Annotated in this window: 18 protein-coding genes and 1 tRNA gene; 14 read left to right on the top strand and 5 right to left on the bottom strand. The window is 38.5% G+C overall.

Annotated features, from left to right (window positions below; genetic code table 11):
* The first annotated feature begins 22 nt into the window (after positions 1-22).
* The 3 genes from BM098_RS03840 to BM098_RS03830 all read left to right on the top strand — a co-directional run bounded on the left by BM098_RS03840 (position 23) and on the right by BM098_RS03830 (position 5,180).
* On the top strand, positions 23-286 hold the full coding sequence (locus BM098_RS03840; protein ID WP_089830591.1) for a metal-sensitive transcriptional regulator: 264 nt from the start codon (positions 23-25) through the stop codon (positions 284-286).
* A 260-nt stretch (positions 287-546) separates the two neighbouring features.
* A complete protein-coding gene (locus tag BM098_RS03835) occupies positions 547-1,722 on the top strand; it encodes a metal ABC transporter solute-binding protein, Zn/Mn family (protein ID WP_089830589.1) in 1,176 nt (391 codons plus the stop codon).
* Positions 1,723-2,021: 299 nt separating this feature from the next.
* Complete coding sequence (locus BM098_RS03830; protein WP_089830588.1) at positions 2,022-5,180, top strand: LPXTG cell wall anchor domain-containing protein; 3,159 nt, start codon at positions 2,022-2,024, stop codon at positions 5,178-5,180.
* 80 nt (positions 5,181-5,260) lie between these two features.
* Here BM098_RS03830 and BM098_RS03825 read toward each other — a convergent pair whose 3' ends face one another.
* Positions 5,261-6,403 carry a trans-sulfuration enzyme family protein gene (locus tag BM098_RS03825; protein ID WP_089830585.1) on the bottom strand — a complete coding sequence of 381 codons (1,143 nt, stop codon included), beginning with the start codon at positions 6,401-6,403 and terminating at the stop codon, positions 5,261-5,263.
* A 276-nt stretch (positions 6,404-6,679) separates the two neighbouring features.
* Here BM098_RS03825 and BM098_RS03820 point away from each other — a divergent pair, with 276 nt between their 5' ends.
* From BM098_RS03820 to BM098_RS03800, 4 genes are all read left to right on the top strand, one after another.
* A complete protein-coding gene (locus BM098_RS03820) occupies positions 6,680-7,438 on the top strand; it encodes an SDR family NAD(P)-dependent oxidoreductase (RefSeq protein WP_089830583.1) in 759 nt (252 codons plus the stop codon).
* A 303-nt stretch (positions 7,439-7,741) separates the two neighbouring features.
* Positions 7,742-8,500 carry a type I methionyl aminopeptidase gene (gene map / locus BM098_RS03810; RefSeq protein WP_089830579.1) on the top strand — a complete coding sequence of 253 codons (759 nt, stop codon included), beginning with the start codon at positions 7,742-7,744 and terminating at the stop codon, positions 8,498-8,500.
* An 85-nt stretch (positions 8,501-8,585) separates the two neighbouring features.
* A complete protein-coding gene (locus BM098_RS03805) occupies positions 8,586-9,275 on the top strand; it encodes an AzlC family ABC transporter permease (RefSeq protein ID WP_089830578.1) in 690 nt (229 codons plus the stop codon).
* Complete coding sequence (locus BM098_RS03800) at positions 9,272-9,562, top strand: AzlD domain-containing protein (protein WP_089830576.1); 291 nt, start codon at positions 9,272-9,274, stop codon at positions 9,560-9,562. The genes BM098_RS03805 and BM098_RS03800 overlap by 4 nt, the downstream gene beginning before the upstream one ends.
* Here the strand turns inward: BM098_RS03800 and BM098_RS03795 are convergent.
* On the bottom strand, positions 9,547-10,413 hold the full coding sequence (locus tag BM098_RS03795) for a cation diffusion facilitator family transporter (RefSeq protein WP_089830573.1): 867 nt from the start codon (positions 10,411-10,413) through the stop codon (positions 9,547-9,549). The genes BM098_RS03800 and BM098_RS03795 overlap by 16 nt on opposite strands.
* A gap of 294 nt (positions 10,414-10,707) precedes the next feature.
* On the opposite strand from BM098_RS03795, the gene BM098_RS03790 reads away from it, so the two are divergent.
* The 3 genes from BM098_RS03790 (at position 10,708) to fumC (ending at position 13,381) form a co-directional block, all read left to right on the top strand.
* Entirely contained in the window at positions 10,708-10,950 is a 243-nt protein-coding gene (locus tag BM098_RS03790) for an IDEAL domain-containing protein (RefSeq protein ID WP_089830571.1), read from the top strand.
* Positions 10,951-11,081: 131 nt separating this feature from the next.
* Entirely contained in the window at positions 11,082-11,870 is a 789-nt protein-coding gene (locus BM098_RS03785) for a M15 family metallopeptidase (RefSeq protein ID WP_089830569.1), read from the top strand.
* A 158-nt stretch (positions 11,871-12,028) separates the two neighbouring features.
* On the top strand, positions 12,029-13,381 hold the full coding sequence (fumC, locus tag BM098_RS03780; RefSeq protein WP_089830567.1) for a class II fumarate hydratase: 1,353 nt from the start codon (positions 12,029-12,031) through the stop codon (positions 13,379-13,381).
* Positions 13,382-13,496: 115 nt separating this feature from the next.
* On the opposite strand, the gene BM098_RS03775 is transcribed toward fumC, so the two are convergent.
* Positions 13,497-14,600 carry an ABC transporter ATP-binding protein gene (locus BM098_RS03775; RefSeq protein ID WP_089830565.1) on the bottom strand — a complete coding sequence of 368 codons (1,104 nt, stop codon included), beginning with the start codon at positions 14,598-14,600 and terminating at the stop codon, positions 13,497-13,499.
* A gap of 236 nt (positions 14,601-14,836) precedes the next feature.
* Complete coding sequence (locus BM098_RS03770; protein ID WP_089830564.1) at positions 14,837-15,730, bottom strand: PucR family transcriptional regulator; 894 nt, start codon at positions 15,728-15,730, stop codon at positions 14,837-14,839.
* Between the two features lie 321 nt (positions 15,731-16,051).
* Between BM098_RS03770 and BM098_RS03765 the strand changes: the two genes are divergently transcribed.
* A complete protein-coding gene (locus BM098_RS03765) occupies positions 16,052-16,396 on the top strand; it encodes a YlbF/YmcA family competence regulator (protein WP_089830562.1) in 345 nt (114 codons plus the stop codon).
* Positions 16,397-16,566: 170 nt separating this feature from the next.
* Positions 16,567-17,181, top strand: coding sequence for a PH domain-containing protein (locus BM098_RS03760; protein ID WP_089830560.1), 615 nt, complete (start codon positions 16,567-16,569; stop codon positions 17,179-17,181).
* Positions 17,182-17,266: 85 nt separating this feature from the next.
* On the opposite strand, the gene clpP is transcribed toward BM098_RS03760, so the two are convergent.
* Positions 17,267-17,848, bottom strand: a complete 582-nt coding sequence (gene clpP, locus BM098_RS03755) for an ATP-dependent Clp endopeptidase proteolytic subunit ClpP (RefSeq protein WP_089830557.1) — start codon at positions 17,846-17,848, stop codon at positions 17,267-17,269.
* Between the two features lie 299 nt (positions 17,849-18,147).
* Between clpP and BM098_RS03750 the strand changes: the two genes are divergently transcribed.
* Positions 18,148-18,220 (top strand) — tRNA-Arg (locus tag BM098_RS03750).
* Between the two features lie 50 nt (positions 18,221-18,270).
* Positions 18,271-18,507 carry a hypothetical protein gene (locus BM098_RS03745; protein ID WP_234987404.1) on the top strand — a complete coding sequence of 79 codons (237 nt, stop codon included), beginning with the start codon at positions 18,271-18,273 and terminating at the stop codon, positions 18,505-18,507.
* Positions 18,508-18,540: the final 33 nt, after the last annotated feature.

Here is an 18,540-nt window from a genome sequence, read left to right as displayed (position 1 = left end):
TAAATCAGAACGGAGGATTTAAATGGACTACTCACCAAAAGCAGTTAATCGAATGAAACGAATTGAAGGTCAAGTACGCGGTGTCCTTAAGATGATGGAAGAAGGTAAAGAATGTAAAGATGTCGTCACCCAAATGTCAGCCATTCGTACCGCTATAGATCGTACTATGGGTGTCGTCGTGAGCTCAAATTTAGTTAATTGTGTTATCGATGCAGAAAAATCAGGCGAGGAAGACCCGAAAAAGCTGGTTGACGAAGCTGTTCAATTATTAGTAAAAAGTAGATGACCCTAGATAACACCTTTTGGTGTTATTTTTTTTGACTTCTTTCTTAATATTTTCTTTAATTCTTTAGCGAGAGTATTCAAGCATAACTATGAATACGCGACTTGAAGTTAGTAATAGAGACATTCAGAAAAAAACTTAAGGAGAAAATAAAAATTATCTCATGAAACGATTCTTTTTTCAAAGCGTAACCATTACTGTTTACAAACCGAAACGATTACGATATACTTGTTTCCGTAATAAACATTCTAGGGGGAAAATAAATGAAAAAATACATCTTATTATTTATAGCGGCTATGATATTTACTTTATCAGCTTGCGGTGAAACAAACGAGACAGAAGTAGATGAAGGCACATCAGAAGAAAACACCGAACAACTCAATGTTATGACAACGATTTATCCGTTACAATTTTTTGCTGGTGAGATTGGTGGAGATTATGTTAAGGCAACGTCTATCTTACCGTCAGGTAGTGATGCCCATTCATATGAACCGACATCGAAAGAGATGATTGGCGTTGCTGAGGCTGATTTATTTATTTATAATGAAGCTCAAGCAGAAAGTTATGCCGTCTCAATAGAAGAAGCATTATCAGATGAAGAAGTCGCTTTTCTTGAAGCGTCAACCGGTCTTGATATGATTACCTACTTACACGATCATAGTCATACAGAAACGGATCATGAGGAAGATACGCATACTCACGAGATAGATGATCACGATCACGAAGCAGATGATCACGATCACGAAGCAGATGATCATGACCATGAAGCAGACGATCACGATCACGAGGCAGACGATCACGATCACGAGGCAGACGATCATGACCATGAAGCAGATGATCATGACCATGAAGCAGACGATCACGAAGCAGATGATCACGAACACGAGGCAGATGACCATGACCACGGAAGTGATTATGATACGCACGTATGGTTAAGTCCGCAGCTATCAATGGAATTAAGTGAGAATATTCTAGAGGAATTAATTCGCTTAATGCCAGAACAAGAAAGTTATTTTAGAGCGAACTATGACACACTTGTTGAAGAGTTAACAGCTTTAGATGCTTCATTTAAAGAAGTGCTTGATGAAGTGCCAAATAAAACAATTTTAGTCACACATGCGGCGTATAATTACTGGGCGCGTGATTACGGGATTGAACAGTTAGCAGTCACCGGTTTGTCACCATCAAATGAGCCGTCACAACAACAACTGATTCAATTGATTGATTTAGTTGAAGACCGGGCGATTGATACGATTTTATTTGAACAAAACATCTCATCTAAGGTATCAGAAGTGATTAGAGACGAAGCAGGTCTAGAAACAAAAGAACTGCACAACTTATCGACTTTACGCACAGAAGATATTGAAGCAGATGAGGATTACTTTAGTTTAATGGAGCGCAATTTAGACGTGCTTAAAGATGTTTTATCAAATGAATAAAATATAGTAAATAATGAATATGACGTAGGCATTTGGTTGTGTCTTACGTCATATTTTTTATTTTCTTTATTTCTCTTTAAATTTTTTATGTTTTACCGATATAATATAGAAAGCATACGTTAATGTAGTGACGTCATTTGTTGTCATTTATGTTGGTTTTTATGCGTTATATTATGATAAGTTGTCTATTATTTCGGTTAAGAAGCTAGCTACTTTTAAATTCTATAAAGATTTCAAAAGAGCCTAGTTTAATACATATAAAATACAGGTTTTATTAAAGAGACTTTGGAGGTTAGTTTATGAAACAAAAATTAGCATTGATTAGTGGCATTTTAACGATTAGCATATTGTTACCCTTTTTATCGCCATTCATTTTTAAAGCAGAGGAAAGTCTTGGTGAGCGGCATAGCGAATTTGAAGAGGCTTTATCAGTGAGAGAAGCCGTTTATCTTACGAGTGATAATATCGAATTTGATGGCTATTTAGATTCAAGTAAAAATATAGTCTCAGTGACAAAAGAAGTTGATAACGGTGAAACAGCGATGGATGCTGTATATGCTGATACGGTGACTGATTATGTCTATAATGATTATCATGGTTTTGGTATTCCACATTATGTATTTGATAATAAAGCCTTTAATAATGACACGCAGTTTCAGTTTAGAGTGAAGGAAAAAGAAGCAGGTACCGATAAGCTTATCGCATCATTCTCACCAGATTTTGTCTCACCGGATTACTCGCTGCTCTTAACGTATAAAGAGACAGAACCTTATTTAGGTAATGATGAAGAAATTGAAATAATAAACGGCGTAGCTGTTGAACAATTATCTCCTGGGTTAAATTATTTTGCGGATATGTATTACGCTTATGATGACACAGAACCAGCGCCAAACAGTGTTGGCATTAGCAAATTAAAAACAGTATTGGATGCTGAATTAGGAATAACGCCGACATTGGTTTATAAAGTTGGTGACGGTGAAAATACACAATATATCGAAGATTTCGAGACGGAATTAAATTATAAAGATAGTGATGGTGCGATTTATTTTGAGACAGAAAAAAATGATGTGACGTTCTTATTTGTAAATAACGATGAACCTGTTTCACGATTTGATCACTTCACTAAAAAAATCTATGATAAATATTATAAAGACATGAATCAAGTGGAAGTCAATCAACTCTCACCCGTTTTATTTGATTCACAAGAAGTGATTAACGATTTATTGAATAAAGAATCTCGATTGGAAAAATCAAAAGATCCGTTATTGTTCTCTGAAAACAATGCGACATTATCAGTTCCAGGTGTAGTGTTGGATGATGAATTAGGTCGACATATTAACTTTGATGCAACGTCTTATGACAGCTATGATCCATCTGCGGTGGCAGATTCTTTAGGTCAAGCGTTAAATGTTGATATTTTATATCAAGATCCAGATGATCCGGCACAAAAGGAAATACTGACAACATATGAGGATACCTTAACGTATTCAATCACGTTAGAAAAACCCATTAACGATTTATTAGATGAAGATGAAGAGCTCTATCTATTCCGTAAATATCGCTATAATGAAAATGATGTAAAGGAAAATTATCAAAACGTCTATTATTATAACGAGACTGACACGGAGATTAAGGCAGAAATCCATCACCCAGGTGAATACATGTTTGTAAAAGCAAAGAGCGAAGATGTTACTGCTATTAACGGGGAGGATGGGTTTGTTAAAGAAGAGCCAGTCGACCCAGAAGAACCTGAAGATCCGAATGAAAATCCAGATGATCCAACGGATCCAGATAATCCAGTAACACCAGTAGAGCCTGATCCATCAGATTACTTGGTGATTAATAATGATAATGTTGACACGTACCAAGTGAGTAATGGTGATCTTTATACGTACAATAAAAATTATGTCATTATTATGGATGAAGTGTTGCGTCAACTTCAATCAGATGACGACTTTAAAGCAGAACATGATGGTATAACTGTAAGAATACCTAAAGATATTCTCACTAACCAACATTTCTATGGTGATCAATTTAATTACGGCGTCACACCACTTACAGATACAAGTGATTTTAGTGGTTTTAGCTTAAGGAGTAACGCCTATGATTTTAGGTTAAGTAACTCTGAATCACTTTATCTATCCGAATTTCCAACCCTATCAAAGGTGACGATGGAACTTGATGTCGATACAAATCGGATTAATAATCCGGAAGGACTAAAGTATGCCACCATCGGTCGCAACGGAGATATCTACGTAAAAGAAATAAGTGATTATATACAATCAACTGGCACGGTGTTGATTGAACCAAAACAAACAGGCAAGTACGTCATTATTGAAGAGATTGTCGAAGAACCAAATGATAATACTGATGATGATTCAGACGATGACACAGATGATGACACAAACAACGACGCAGATGATGAAGATGAGAATGTAGATGATGACCAAGATGAGTATGATTATCCAACAAATGCGGTTGTTATTGAAGATATTAACTTGTCTAAGTATCAAGCGGGTAATAAAAATCTATATACCGATGGTATAAACAATGTGTATGTCAGTGATGATGTTCTTGATCAGTTAACTGGGGATGAAACACTTACAACGACGCATGATGATGGAAAATTAGAAGTAGAGTTTCCAAATGCTTTACTTACAGATGATTTCTTTGAAAATAAAAGGTTTAACTTTACGGTTGAAGAAGCATCAAATCAAGCTGGGTTCAATGAATTTGATTTGAAGTCTCAAATCTATCACGTAAATATTTTAAACGGTAGTCAATACTACCGCGCAAAGTTCCCGGAAAAAGTGATGATGACATTTGAAGTAAATCCAAATGAAATTGATAATCCAGACCGATTAAAATTTATTCGCTTAAGCGAAGATAAAGAGATATCGATTAATCCGATCAGTTCATATAACGAAACACGAGGAGAAGTCGTCATTGAAACGGACACCTTTAGCTATTATGCAATTGCAGAGGTTATAGTACCAGGTGATGTCATTCTAAATGAAGATGAAGAAGATCAAACAGATGACGCACCTGATGGTGATGATGCAACAACTGATGATAGTAATAATGACGACGACTCGTCAACTGATAATGATGCATCAGCTGATGATAACACGTCTACTGAGGAGTCTGATGAATCGACTGACAGTGATGAAAATCAAACAGATGACTCAAGCGGTGATTCATCAAGCAATGACAACTCAACGAATGCGGGTACCAATAACAATGCAGGTAACTCAGCAAATAACAATGCCTCTAATAGCACTGGTTCTGTCGCAGGCACCAATGATGCGTTTAACGAGTCAACAAATAATACAAATAGCACGTTACCAAACACGGCAACGTTAATGTATAGTTTGATGGCCTTCGGTTTACTACTGATTGTATCAAGTAGCTTATTGTATTTCATTTCTCGTAAGAAAAAGAAACACTTAAAAAACTAATGTTCAACACGTACTAAACGATGAATAAAGCCTACTCTCTAGTTAACTAGAAAGTAGGCTTTTTAACGGTGTCTAAGGGGTTATTTTCGGCTGTTAGTTAAAGCCTGTTCAAATGCTTGAATAATATCTTTTATGTCTTCAATCCCAACAGAAATTCTCACTAACCCGGTTGTAATCCCAAGTGACTGTCGAACTTCTTCTGAGAGTGCGCGGTGTGAGGTTGTTTTTGGATAAGACACGGTTGTTTCGACACCGGCAAGAGTTGGAATTATCTTTACAAATCCAAGAGATTGAAAGAACGTTTTAACGTCAATCGTGTCATTTAAGTCAATGGAGACAATTGCGCCGTTTCCGTTCGGACTTGCATTTTTAGGATAATAGACGGTTTTGACATCTGGATTTTCAAGAAGTGTACGCGCTAACTTTTCGGCATTTGATACTTGTTTTTCCATACGTAAGGCGAGTGTCTTAACGCCGCGAACAGTAAGCCAAGCCTCCATTGGCGCAAGTGTCGGTCCTAAGTGAATGGCTTTTGAGCGTGCTCTTTGGATTAAATCTTTATCACCAACCAGAACTCCAGCGGTGACGTCACTATGGCCACCTAAATATTTCGTCGCGCTATGTACAACTAAGTTCACGCCTTGGTCGTAAGGTGTGATCAGATACGGTGTCGCAAAGGTATTATCAACCATCGTTTTTAAGCTATGTTTGTTACTAAAGGCAACGATTGCCGTTAAGTCCTCAACGTAAAGTAGGGGATTGGTGATGGATTCAGTGTAGACTAACTTTGTATTTGGTCTAACGGCTTGTTCAACCGCGTTTAAGTCTTTAAAGTCAACGAATGATAATTCAATCCCGAATGACGTTAATTCGGTTTCAAATAACTCATACGTCCCGCCGTAAATATCAGTTGATGCTAAAATATGATCGCCCGCTTGACAAACAGATAAAACCCCAACCAGGATTGCCGCAAGACCTGAGGCAGCACTGACGCCAGCCGGCGCATTTTCAAGGTTACTCACAACGTGGGCTAATTCATCTGGGTTAGGGTTACCGACCCGTGAATATAAATAATCTTTCTCCCCGTTATAAAATGCTTCCACATCATCTAAGTCTTTAAATGAAAAGGCACTTGTTTGATAAATCGGTGTTACCTTGCTGTTATTTGGACGATGTTGCTCTGATTTAAAATGAACTGTCTTAGTGTTAAATGATTGAGACATATTTGCTTCCCCCTTTGGATATACTCTATACTTTACGCCACAACCCGCCTATTTATCAAGTACTTTGTATGAAAAGTGAGATAATTCTGATAAAAAGCAAGTCAGATATCCGTTTTAAACATCTAATGAACGATTTGTGTTACTGTTGACCTCTCCGCCTGGTAAATATGATCTGACAGAATCAGGTTCATCGTTTTAAATCCTATTAGTTTGCGCTATAATTAAGTGTATGAATCAAAAAGTCCGTAGACATAACAATTTCGAGGAGGAACCTAAATGAATTATGCGATTATAACCGGGGCTTCAAAAGGTTTAGGTGAGCAAATCGCGCGCCGCTTTTTGGATGAGGGTATTTGTGTTGTTGGTATTAGCCGGTCAATCAACAAACAGCTAGAAACATACAGTGAATCAACAAAGGCTACTTATTATTCGTATAGCTGTGATTTATCGGCCGTTGATGAATTAGAAGATACGTGTGATCAAATCAAAACTTTGGTCTTTAAAAAGGATACTGACAAAGTGTATCTGATTAACAATGCTGCTACTGTGAATCCAATTGATGTCAGCAGTAATCACAGGCGCGAAGCGATTGAGAAACATGTCAATCTAAATGTCACAGCCCCCATGTTTACGACATCACGAATTCTACATGATGCAAAAAAGCATCACACAACCGTGTTTTTAGCTAATATTTCATCAGGTGCCGCCGAGCGTTCAACTTATGGTTGGAGTTTATACGGGGCAACAAAAGCGGCGTTAAACCGCTATACTGAAACCGTTGCTTTAGAAGTTGATGAATTAGAACAACCACATAAAGTGATTCTCTTTGATCCTAGTATTATGGATACTTCAATGCAGAAAGATATTAGAAAAATGTCAAAAGCGCAATTTAAAGATATCGAAAAGTTTAAGGCGTATAAAGAAGAAGCGGCTCTTAGAAGCCCAGAAACGGTAGGGAACGTGTTAGTTGACTTGTTAATGGATGAGGAGACATTGATCAATGGTCATTACTACCGTATTCATGACTTTGTCTAAATGAGTCACTTTTCTCGGCTGAAATCAGTCATCTCCATCAATTATTCGTGAGAATGTTAGGGAGTTCAACTGATAGGGCATGCAAGTAAACAGACGAGAGATGTTACTTATTAAACACGTGATAACCGGTTTATATGGGGCAAAGTTATTAAAACGAACAGATAAAAAAATAGGCAAAAAGATAAACAAGAAGTGGGGGCAAGAGCGGAGATATGTGTTCGTTCTACTTTCTTGGATGTTTTTTGTGCCCCATTCTAAGGGGAAATATGTTATAGTATGTAAGGAAGAAAGGGGAATAAGCGAATGATTCAACGTAAAAGTAAACGAGAAATTGAGATGATGACTGAAGCTGGGAAACTCTTAGCCAAGTTGCATAAAGAGATTGAGAAAATGATGAAACCAGGCGTAACATCAATGGAAGTTGACCGGTTTGTTGAGAAGTATTTAGCCGACCACGGCGCAACAGCGGAACAAAAAGGCTACCAAGGCTATGAATACGCAACCTGTGCGTCGATTAATGATGAAATTTGTCACGGGTTCCCACGTGAAGAGGTTTTAACTCAAGGTGATATTGTCACCATTGATATGGTTGTGAAATATAAAGGTGGTCTAGCGGACTCAGCCTGGACGTATGTAATCGGGGAAGCAGATGAAAAAACTCAAAAGTTACTTGATGTAACGAAAAAATCACTCTACTTAGGGATTGAACAAGCCCAAGTCGGTAACCGAATTGGTGACATTGGCCATGCGATTCAAAAGTATGCTGAACAAGAAGGTTTGAGTGTCGTGCGTGACTTCACTGGACACGGTATTGGTCCAACGATTCACGAAGAACCCCATATCCCTCATTACGGCTTACCGAATAAGGGCACGCGTTTAAAAGAAGGTATGGCGATTACAATCGAACCGATGTTAAACGAAGGCAAGTGGCAGATGCAGATGGATGATAACGGTTGGACGGCACGAACGATTGATGGTTCGCGTTCTGCGCAGTATGAACACACGATCATTATTACTAAAGATGGTCCACTGATTACGACTGAACAAGATGATGTCGAATAATGCGCAGGAAATAAGCTCTTAGCTAGCCCACTTGTGGCTAGCTGTTTTTTTATAAAGAAAAAGAACGATGTGAGGGGGAAAAGAGATGAGACAACAGCCGGTCGTGGATGGTTTAATAACCGCGACACCGATTATGATTGGCTATTTACCGATTGCGCTAGCCTATGGTGTGCTGGCTAATCAAGCAGGGCTTGGCTTATTTCAGTTGACATCGATGAGTGCGTTAGTGTTTGGCGGGGCAAGTCAGTTTATGGTGCTAAATATGATGCTCGCACAAGCGACGTATATTGAGTTGGTCCTTGCGACATTTGTGCTTAATTTCCGGCATTTCATTATGTCACTATCAATGAGTCACCGGTTAAGACAACATCCGCTAAAGGAAAAAGTTTTCCTTGGATCGCTTACGACCGATGAATCTTTTTCCGTGTTGAGTGTCTTAAATAAACCTAAACAAACACCGGTAAGTTTTTATCTTACATTACATATTGCCGGATATGTTGCTTGGGTGATGGGGTCACTGCTTGGTGGGGTAATCGGCACGTTTATCCCTGAGACATTAGGTAAGAGTTTTGGCATTAGCTTATATGCGATGTTTATTGCGTTGTTGTTACCTTCAGTGAAAAAAGAGTGGCGATACGGTGTGATTGCACTCTTGGCAATGTTTTTTAATTATGTTTTAATGCCCGTCACATCAATTGGGATTCGCATCGTTCTGGCGACGTTACTGGCTAGTTTTATTGGTGTGCTTATGAAAAAGAAAGAGGTGAGAGAATGAGTCTATTTTTGTTGCTGTCATTATGGTTAGTGACATTAGTGCCGCGTATATTACCGCCATTTATCGTCGATAAAATATCAGTCTCCCCCTTCTTTGGTGAGTTTTTAAATGTCATTCCGTATGCAACGCTTGGTGCGTTAATCTTCCCAGGTATCATTGAAGCAATCCCAAATGAGCCGGGCATAAGCCTTGTTGGTGGAGCAGTGGCAATTATCTTGTCGCTGCTCCGCGTTCCGCTCGTGCTTGTTGTACTTTCATCGGTTTCTCTTGTTTATGTCTTACTGTAAGGCTCGACGTGAATGGTGACATATTCAATCTCGAGCTGGTCGAACAGTATATGTTCGATTCGGTCAGTGATGTCGTGCCCTTCTTTAACTGTGATATTAGGGTCGACATAAATAATCATATCAATCATTACCTGGTTACCAACCGTACGCCCGCGAATATCGGAGACATGTTTTGTCCCTGGGTCGATTAAGGTGAGTTGCTTTATCTTTTTGATCATCTCCGGGTCAAATCCGTCTGATAACGTGTGCGAGGCGTGGCTAAACGTCTGATAAGCGGTGTAAAAAATTAATATACCAACGAACAGACTCAACACCGAGTCAAGCCAGTATAAACCAAAGGTCGTTCCGATAATTCCAAAGGCAGCCGCAAAACTAATCAAGCTATCGGCACGGTTATCAAGACTAGCGGCTTTTAAAGCGTTACTTTTGATTTTCTGACTCAACTTATAGTTATATTGGTAGACAAAAAATAAGACAATCCCACTTATAACAGCTGTCCAAAAGGCAAGTAAGCCAGGTTCTGGATAGTTTTTATTGATTAAATTGGTCACGGCTTGGGTCATCACTTGTATGCTGACCGAGACCATAATAAATGAAGCAATGAGGCTCGCAATCATTTCGGCTCTGGCATGCCCGTAACGGTGATTATGGTCGGCTGGTTTAACTGCGATCTTTAGACCAATAAAGACGACAATTGAACTGAGTACATCGGTTGAGTTATTGAGACCATCAGCTCGTAAAGCATGTGAATCAGCGACAAAACTGACAGTCAGCTTAGCAATGCTTAAAATTAAATAGACAATGATTGATAAGGTAACCCCGCGGCTACCTTTTTTAAATGCGTGCTCCATTAGGTGTCCTTCTTTCTCTGAAAAGTTTCTATACTAAACATAGCATGTAAATCTAAGTGGGTCTACAGCAACAGTTAAAGCGCATTGCCACTTAGTTTAAGGCGTGAAAAAAAGTTGCCCCTGGTCACCTTTTGTCCTCGTCAACATAAACGAGCAGGATTACATTTATGCCTCTGAAGGTTTGATGAAATATGAAAGCTTTTACTACTCTCGGGTGTTTAAAGAACGCCGGGAAGGGTATATATTACTAAAATTACTTATGTCTGATTGAAAGATGAAAAGGAGTTGAATTCGATGAAAAAGCAAAAAGTTTGTTTTACGTTACATCGTTATAATCAAGGGTATGCGAAATATATTATCGCTAAGCGTGATTACTCGTTTGAAGATGCGCTGATGGCTACGTTGTTATTGGATGAATTAGCTTTTCATCGAAACAAACAATCGATTGATCAGGCGATAGATGAAGCAATTGATTTTGGTGATGCGGCTACCTTTAACGAACTGGCTCGCACTTACAGGCATTATTACCTTGATTAGACTGATTCTTTTTAACAGAGATTAAAAATAGGAGCTGAACGTTTTTCGTTCGGTTCTTTTTTGTGGATTTTTCAGGACAACGTTAAATGAATTATGATACACTGGTGAAAGAGAAAAAGAGGTGGATATAGATGAAAAAGCTTGTTGGTTTGCTGTTTATACTGCTCGTATTAGTCGGGTGTACAGAAACGACAGTACGAGAAGGAACGATGCATGAAAAAAAGTTAGGTATGTCATTACTTGAAAAAAAACTATTTGCGATTGAAGAAGCTGAGCCGGACTATTTTACCGCTGGTGTAAATCCTGATACTGGGCTTTATACCGTTGATAATGAAACATCGATGCTTGTTTATGTTAATAAATATCGGGAGTTACCTGAAGGGTATACACCACCAGATTTAATTGAAGCAAATGTACGACACTACTCCCCCGCCGGTGATAACCGCCGCCTTTTAAGGGAAGAAGCCGCAAGAGGGTTAGAGACGTTATTTGGTGTCGCCAAAACTGATGGTCATGCGTTAGTCGCGGTGTCTGGTTACCGGTCGTATGAGCGACAACGGGCGATTTATGAAAGTAATGTCGCAAGTAAAGGACAAGCCCATGCCGATCAGTTTTCAGCTAAACCGGGAGCAAGTGAGCACCAAACCGGTCTCGCCATGGATGTGACCGTGCAAGGCAATGACGATGTGTTACTGAATCAATCGTTTGGTAATACAGAAGCAGGGCAATATATAAAAGAGCAGGCCCATAAATATGGTTTTATTATCCGCTACCCAGAGGGAAAAGAAACGATCACTGGGTACAGTTATGAACCATGGCATTTGCGTTATGTCGGTGAAGATGTTGCGACAGAAATTTATCATAATGAATGGACACTAGAAGAATATTTTGGTTTTGATTATCCGGGTAGTGAACGCTAAGTCACTGCCTGTTTTTTTATGCTATAATATGACTTTAGAAGACATATTATTCTGTCAATAAGAGAGAAAGAACTAAAGCTATATTTACCAATTAAAAAAGTTATAAAACAAAACAGACAAAGAAAATTAGTGAGACAAACAAAAAGGAGTGGTCAGCGATGAGAAAAGTACGTGATGCCTTTGGAGAAATGGAAGTTAGTGAGGATGTCTATTACGGCGCACAGACACAGAGAAGTTTAGAAAACTTTCCAATCGGCACAGAAACAATGCCTAAACGACTCATTGAAGCGTTCGTAATGTTAAAACGCGCAGCCGCAAAAGCGAATCATACCTTAAGTGTATTACCTAAAGAAACAAGTGATCGGATTGTAACAGCGAGTGATCAGTGGTTACATCAGCCTGAGTATAAACATTTCCCGCTCGTCGTATGGCAAACAGGCTCTGGGACACAGACAAACATGAATGTGAATGAAGTGCTTAGTTTTTTAGCATCAGATGAGTCGGTCAGCTTGCATCCAAATGATGATCTCAATCGCTCTCAAAGTTCAAATGATACCTTTCCAACAGCGATGCATGTAGCTACAGCGATTGCTGTTACGGATCATCTCTTTCCAGCCCTGCACCGGCTAATTCAGACGGTAAAAGAAAAACAAACGGCTTTTCAAGCTGTTGTCAAAATTGGTCGGACCCACTTACAAGATGCGACGCCGTTAACAGTAGGGCAAGAACTTAGCGGTTACCTCGCTATGCTTGAAAAGACAGAACATATGTTATTGCAAGATATGGATGAATGTTTTGAGTTGGCGATTGGCGGCACGGCTGTTGGGACAGGTTTAAATGCGCCCGATGGTTTTGGTGAGGAAGTGGTTCATGAATTGTCACGTTATACCGGTCTGCCGTTTCGAAAGACAGACAATCATTTTCACGGTTTAACAAGTCACGACCAACTTGTCCGTTTCCACGGGACTATAAAGGCGCTAGCAATGGATTTATTTAAGATGGGGAATGATTTACGCTACTTAGCAAGTGGCCCACGTGCAGGTTATGGTGAGTATACGTTGCCAGCTAATGAACCAGGGAGTTCGATTATGCCAGGGAAAGTAAATCCAACCCAAATTGAAGCGCTAACGATGGTCTGTAGCCAAGTGCTAGGCAATGATACGACGATTAGTTTTGCGGCAAGCCAAGGCCAGTTTCAACTGAATGTGTTTAAACCGGTAATTATTTATAACGTTCTTCAATCGATTGAATTATTAAGTGAGGCAATGGATAGTTTTAACTTACGTTGCTTATCGGGGCTAAAAATCAATGAAGACATAATGGCAGACAAAGTCGATCAGTCACTTATGTTAGTCACCGCACTCAATCCGCACATTGGTTATGATAAGGCGAGTAATATCGCCAAATATGCGCATCAACATGGGACTGGTTTAAAAACTGCAGCGATCACTCTCGGATATGTGACGGCGGAACAATTTGATCAGTGGGTAAAACCAAGTCAGATGATTTAGGGTAGTTATGCCGCTATTATATAGAGGGAAGCATGATCAATGTAAGACATATAAAACATAAAAGATGGCGACTCTTTTGGAGTCGCCATCTTCATGTATATAAGGGGGTATACACTTATTTAATACGTTGTTCAGAATCTTTGTCGAAGAAGTGGCACTTGTGCATATCGAATGCTAATTTAAGTGACTCACCACCGTTAATATCTGTACGTGAATCAACGCGTGCAACAAAGTCTTGTTCATCTAATTTAGAGTATAGGTAAGATTCAGAACCCATTAATTCAGCTACTTCAATTTCAGCTGTTAATGTTGAACCTGGGTTAGCATCTACAAATACTGGCTCATCATGAATATCTTCAGGACGTACACCGAGAACAAGTTCTTTGCCGATGTAGTTTTGATCACGAAGTACTTTCATTTTACCTTCAGGTACTTCAATTAACGTCTTAGGAGACACGCGGAAACCGTTCTCTTCTAATGAACCGTAGAAGAAGTTCATCGCAGGAGAGCCAATAAATCCACCAACGAAAACGTTGTTTGGTTTGTCATATACGTCTTTAGGTGCACCCACTTGTTGGATCACACCATCTTTAAGTACAACAAGGCGGGTTGCCATTGTCATCGCTTCTGTCTGGTCGTGTGTTACATAAATCGTTGTTGTTTGTAGGCGTTGGTGTAATTTTTGGATTTCAGCACGCATCTGAACACGAAGTTTCGCATCAAGGTTTGATAATGGCTCATCCATTAAGAATACTTTCGCATCACGTACAATCGCACGACCTAATGCCACACGCTGACGCTGACCACCTGAAAGAGCTTTTGGTTTACGATCTAAGAATGGTTCTAGACCTAAAATTTGAGCAGCGTTTTTAACACGACGGTCAATTTCATCTTTTTTGAATTTACGTAATTTAAGGCCGAAAGCCATGTTGTCATACACATTCATGTGTGGGTATAACGCGTAGTTTTGGAATACCATCGCGATATCGCGGTCTTTTGGTGCAACATCATTCATTAATTTATCATCGATGTAGAATTCACCACCTGAGATTTCTTCAAGACCAGCAATCATACGAAGTGTTGTTGATTTACCACAACCAGATGGACCAACGAACACGATAAATTCTTTGTCTTTAATTTCTAGGTTAAAGTCATCTACTGCTTTAACACCGTCTTTTTCATAAATTTTATCAATATGTCTTAAGCTTAATTCTGCCATTGTAAAAGTTCCTCCTTAAATGTTTGAAAGCGTTTTTATTTGATGCCTTAAGTCTACAAAAAATAACGTCAATCGTAAATGGACAACGTGCACAAAGAAAAAAACATCACGTTGTGCAACGCTTACATCATCTGGTTTTTTGCCTATGATTACACCCACTTTATAAGATGAAACTACTGATATATCAAGGGTTTCGTCAAAAGGCACAAAAAAAGATCTAGCCGCTGGCAAAGTGCCTAAGCTAGATCGATTTGGCGTTTAAGCAGAAGGACTAAGTAAACCGCAATCGCTCCTTCAAATTGTTTGACATCGACTTCGGTCTTTTCGACAAACTTATCAATCCGATATTGTAAACTATTACGGTGCATATACATTTCTTTAGCGGCAAGTGAGGCATTGGAATTCGCTTCTAAGAAGGTTTGAATTGTATGCAGAAGCTCCTCGTCTTTTATCGTTGACTTTAAAATCGACTCAATTAAAAATGTTAATACTTTCTGATCTTTCATGACGGTCATTAAATAAGGTACCGCTGATACATAAGTCATGACGGGTTTTGTATTGAAGTGCTGAATGTGATGAAATTGTTGATCCATCCATGCATGGTAATCATGCGCCTTATTTAAGTCGCGTAAATACGGCCCAATAAAGAACTGGACATCAATAAAGAAATCACTTGTAAAGACTTCGACCATTTCAAAGAAAGTAATGGCATCCTCTTCATCTGGTCGTTCTTCTTCAATAATCACACCGTGTTTTTGACTTGAAAATAAAATGACAGGTTTATAAGAATACATACCGTAGACGGCCTCTCTAAAGTCATTAGGATCATCTGGTGCATCTGAGAGTGTAAAGTAAATGAACCGATATTCTTTTGGTGCGGTATGAATAAAGTTCGTACCTTCAAAAATCCAATCATACCATGATTGTTCGCGTTCAGTGACGGGTGGATAGGCACCGAGATAAGGTGTCAATAACAGATCGAGTAAATCATGTTCTTTTTCATTGATTTCTGCTTCTAAAATACCTAGTAATTGATTGTCAGGGGTCATAAACCACCGGTACAGTCCTTTACTTTGAGATTCTTCTTCAGTGATAAGGCTTGGATAGAGGGTTTTCAATCGTTTAATCATATTAGGAATCCTTTCTTTCTATATAATGACTGACTCACATGTAAATGGCTGTCTGCTAATCTAACTCACAGCTTAAAAAAATCAGGAGAAATATACAAACGAAAATTTCTACTCACTAGCATTATAACAAAAACAATTGACAAGAGGGGACCAATCACTAGAAAAGATAGGCTTAAATTAAAAAGCCTTATTATTTACCGTTATTTTTTATAATTTCTCAACCGGTATCGTTTGGATTACGTTTAGAAGTTTGTTATAGTTATACAAGAAGTTAAAAGAAGGCCAATTGTTGGTCAGTAAAAACTAGGAGGATTTTATAATATGTCTAACGTACAACAATCAGCAGAACAATTAGCGGATGCAATTCGCCAGAGTGAAGAGTTTTCAACTCTTAAGGAAGCATATGATGCGGTTATGAGCGATGAAATCGCTAAAAAAATGTTCGATGATTTCCGTAATACACAAATCGAATTACAACAAAAACAAATGCAAGGTCAAGAAATTTCAGAAGAAGAAGTCGAACAAGCGCGCAAAGTTGTCGAAACCGTACAACAACACGAAGCGATTTCTAAACTAATGGAAGAAGAACAAAAAGTGAACGAATTCATCAATTCTATTAGCCGCACAATCACAAAACCATTAGAAGAATTATATAACCAACAGTAAGTAAATGAATCGTCTGTCTCTTTTATTAGAGGGAGGCGATTTTTTTATGTTTATACGTCATAGAAGGGGCGTTATAGCACGTAATATTATTATTATGAATTTGTAACAAAACTAACAGATAGATGATAATATGTTATGATAATATTAACAATTAATTGGGAGGAATCAGCATGTTAAAAAAATTCGCTAGTGATGCTCTAGGAATTAGTGATATCGGGAAAGTGATTAAGCCAGAAGATTTTGATAAGACGTTATCAGATGATTTTGTGTTACATGAGGACGGGGAAACAATTCATTTTCTAATTAAATCTAAGACGGATGAATACTGTTTTACTAATCGTGCTTTGATACATTTAGATGGTGAGAAGGCAACAAGTTCAAAGCGAGTGATTAAGCGTTATGATTACTATCAACATGTCATCAGTGATGTACGAGTCGAAACAGCAGGAACGATTGACCTCGATTTAGAGATCAAGTTTAAGATGGGAGAGCTTGCTTTCTCAGTTGACATTGATAAAAAAGAAGGGGAAGCCATCACCGATCTGTATAAGTCCTTGTTTGAGATTTCTGTAAAACAAGCATCAGACAAGCGACAGTTTGATTACGCGAAAGATAGTCTTGAGCGCAGTCAAGGTTTGATCAAACGTAGTTACACTAAAGATACAGCGCTTTCAAGTGAACTTGAAAAAGCCACGACTTTTAGCAACGATTGGTTAAATGAGAAGTATGATGATTTCACTCAAAAAGACTACAAAGATATATTTATGAAATATATTCGCAATTAATCGAATTCAAAATAGTTAAGAACGATAAAAGCAGCGACGTGCCAAGGCGCGTCGCTGCTTTGTGTTACTTATTTTTTAGTTAGGATTACTTCTTCTCCATAACTTTGTCAATTAGACCGTATTCTAACGCTCTATTAGCTGTCATGAAGTTATCACGATCTGTGTCACGTTCAACAACTTCCATTGGTTGACCGGTGCGTTCAGCAAGGATTTCGTTTAATTTCTTGCGCATTTCAATGATACGGTTAGCGTGAATCTGAATATCAGATGCTTGACCTTGTGTACCGCCTAATGGTTGGTGAATCATGACTTCTGAGTTAGGTAACGCATAACGTTTTCCTTTTGCGCCAGCAGCAAGTAAGAAAGCACCCATAGATGCGGCCATACCAACGCAGATAGTTGAGACATCTGGTTTGATAAATTGCATCGTATCATAGATGGCCATACCAGCTGTGATCGACCCACCTGGTGAGTTAATGTAAATAGAGATATCTTTGTCTGGGTCTTCAGCTTCTAAGAAAAGAAGTTGAGCGACAATCGAGTTAGCAACATTGTCATCAATGCCAGAACCTAACATAATGATGCGGTCTTTTAATAGCCGTGAATAAATGTCATATGCTCGTTCACCGCGATTTGTTTGTTCAATTACTGTAGGGATTAAATTCATATTTATTCCTCCTCTAGAAATAACTTTAAGTATGTGTATGAAGCTTATAAATATATCATAGCTAATAGGTCAAAAAAGGTCAAATAAAACACTAACAGATGAAATGTTTTTTTCTTTTCAACCTTCCCAAGTTAATGTATGTATAAACTTTGTAAATAGTATAACAGAGATGGGGGTGTTTTGCGTATGGATTGCACTCGCCATTGTTGAAATTTTTCTATACTATGAGTGGATGGTGAAAGAAAGGATTGTATTTGTCGGTCATTTCAGTTATAATTATTTTTGTTCGATTTTAATATGCGCTCGTAGCTCAGGGGATAGAGCATCGGTTTCCGGTACCGTGTGTCGGGGGTTCGAATCCCTCCGAGCGCACTTTTAGACAGATGTTTTCATCTGTCTTTTCTCATATTTTATAAGTTGATATGGCTTTACAGAAAGTAAGAGGTGCAAAAATGAAAGTTATGATATGGTTAGCTGTGTCTGTGTTATTGATTTGGGAGCTAGTAGCATTACGTGATATTGTTGGTTATTCTCTTTTTATCCAAAATAGCTTGATCGTTCTCTCAAGTAGTTATTTCTTTTATTTATTGGATGTTCACGTTAGTCTGGCTAAAGTAAAAAGACAACTGGGACTCCTTATGAACAAAACCTCTCACTAAAAGAGGCGTAGATTGTTAAGGTGTATAAACGAT

The organism is Halolactibacillus halophilus (assembly GCF_900115605.1).
Lineage (GTDB): Bacteria > Bacillota > Bacilli > Bacillales > Amphibacillaceae > Halolactibacillus > Halolactibacillus halophilus.
Note: the sequence above shows the minus strand (reverse complement) of the source record. Positions and strands in the feature narration are given on the sequence as shown.

Excerpts from the sequence above, each read along its gene's own strand:
- map (WP_089830579.1), top strand. The coding sequence starts at position 7,742 with ATGATTCAACGTAAAAGTAAACGAGAAATTGAGATGATGACTGAAGCT.
- BM098_RS03840 (WP_089830591.1), top strand. The coding sequence starts at position 23 with ATGGACTACTCACCAAAAGCAGTTAATCGAATGAAACGAATTGAAGGT.
- BM098_RS03820 (WP_089830583.1), top strand. The coding sequence starts at position 6,680 with ATGAATTATGCGATTATAACCGGGGCTTCAAAAGGTTTAGGTGAGCAA.
- clpP (WP_089830557.1), bottom strand. The coding sequence starts at position 17,848 with ATGAATTTAATCCCTACAGTAATTGAACAAACAAATCGCGGTGAACGA.
- BM098_RS03800 (WP_089830576.1), top strand. The coding sequence starts at position 9,272 with ATGAGTCTATTTTTGTTGCTGTCATTATGGTTAGTGACATTAGTGCCG.
- BM098_RS03790 (WP_089830571.1), top strand. The coding sequence starts at position 10,708 with ATGAAAAAGCAAAAAGTTTGTTTTACGTTACATCGTTATAATCAAGGG.
- BM098_RS03760 (WP_089830560.1), top strand. The coding sequence starts at position 16,567 with ATGTTAAAAAAATTCGCTAGTGATGCTCTAGGAATTAGTGATATCGGG.
- BM098_RS03835 (WP_089830589.1), top strand. The coding sequence starts at position 547 with ATGAAAAAATACATCTTATTATTTATAGCGGCTATGATATTTACTTTA.
- BM098_RS03770 (WP_089830564.1), bottom strand. The coding sequence starts at position 15,730 with ATGATTAAACGATTGAAAACCCTCTATCCAAGCCTTATCACTGAAGAA.
- BM098_RS03765 (WP_089830562.1), top strand. The coding sequence starts at position 16,052 with ATGTCTAACGTACAACAATCAGCAGAACAATTAGCGGATGCAATTCGC.
- BM098_RS03805 (WP_089830578.1), top strand. The coding sequence starts at position 8,586 with ATGAGACAACAGCCGGTCGTGGATGGTTTAATAACCGCGACACCGATT.
- BM098_RS03825 (WP_089830585.1), bottom strand. The coding sequence starts at position 6,403 with ATGTCTCAATCATTTAACACTAAGACAGTTCATTTTAAATCAGAGCAA.
- BM098_RS03795 (WP_089830573.1), bottom strand. The coding sequence starts at position 10,413 with ATGGAGCACGCATTTAAAAAAGGTAGCCGCGGGGTTACCTTATCAATC.
- fumC (WP_089830567.1), top strand. The coding sequence starts at position 12,029 with ATGAGAAAAGTACGTGATGCCTTTGGAGAAATGGAAGTTAGTGAGGAT.
- BM098_RS03775 (WP_089830565.1), bottom strand. The coding sequence starts at position 14,600 with ATGGCAGAATTAAGCTTAAGACATATTGATAAAATTTATGAAAAAGAC.
- BM098_RS03745 (WP_234987404.1), top strand. The coding sequence starts at position 18,271 with ATGGCTTTACAGAAAGTAAGAGGTGCAAAAATGAAAGTTATGATATGG.
- BM098_RS03785 (WP_089830569.1), top strand. The coding sequence starts at position 11,082 with ATGAAAAAGCTTGTTGGTTTGCTGTTTATACTGCTCGTATTAGTCGGG.
- BM098_RS03830 (WP_089830588.1), top strand. The coding sequence starts at position 2,022 with ATGAAACAAAAATTAGCATTGATTAGTGGCATTTTAACGATTAGCATA.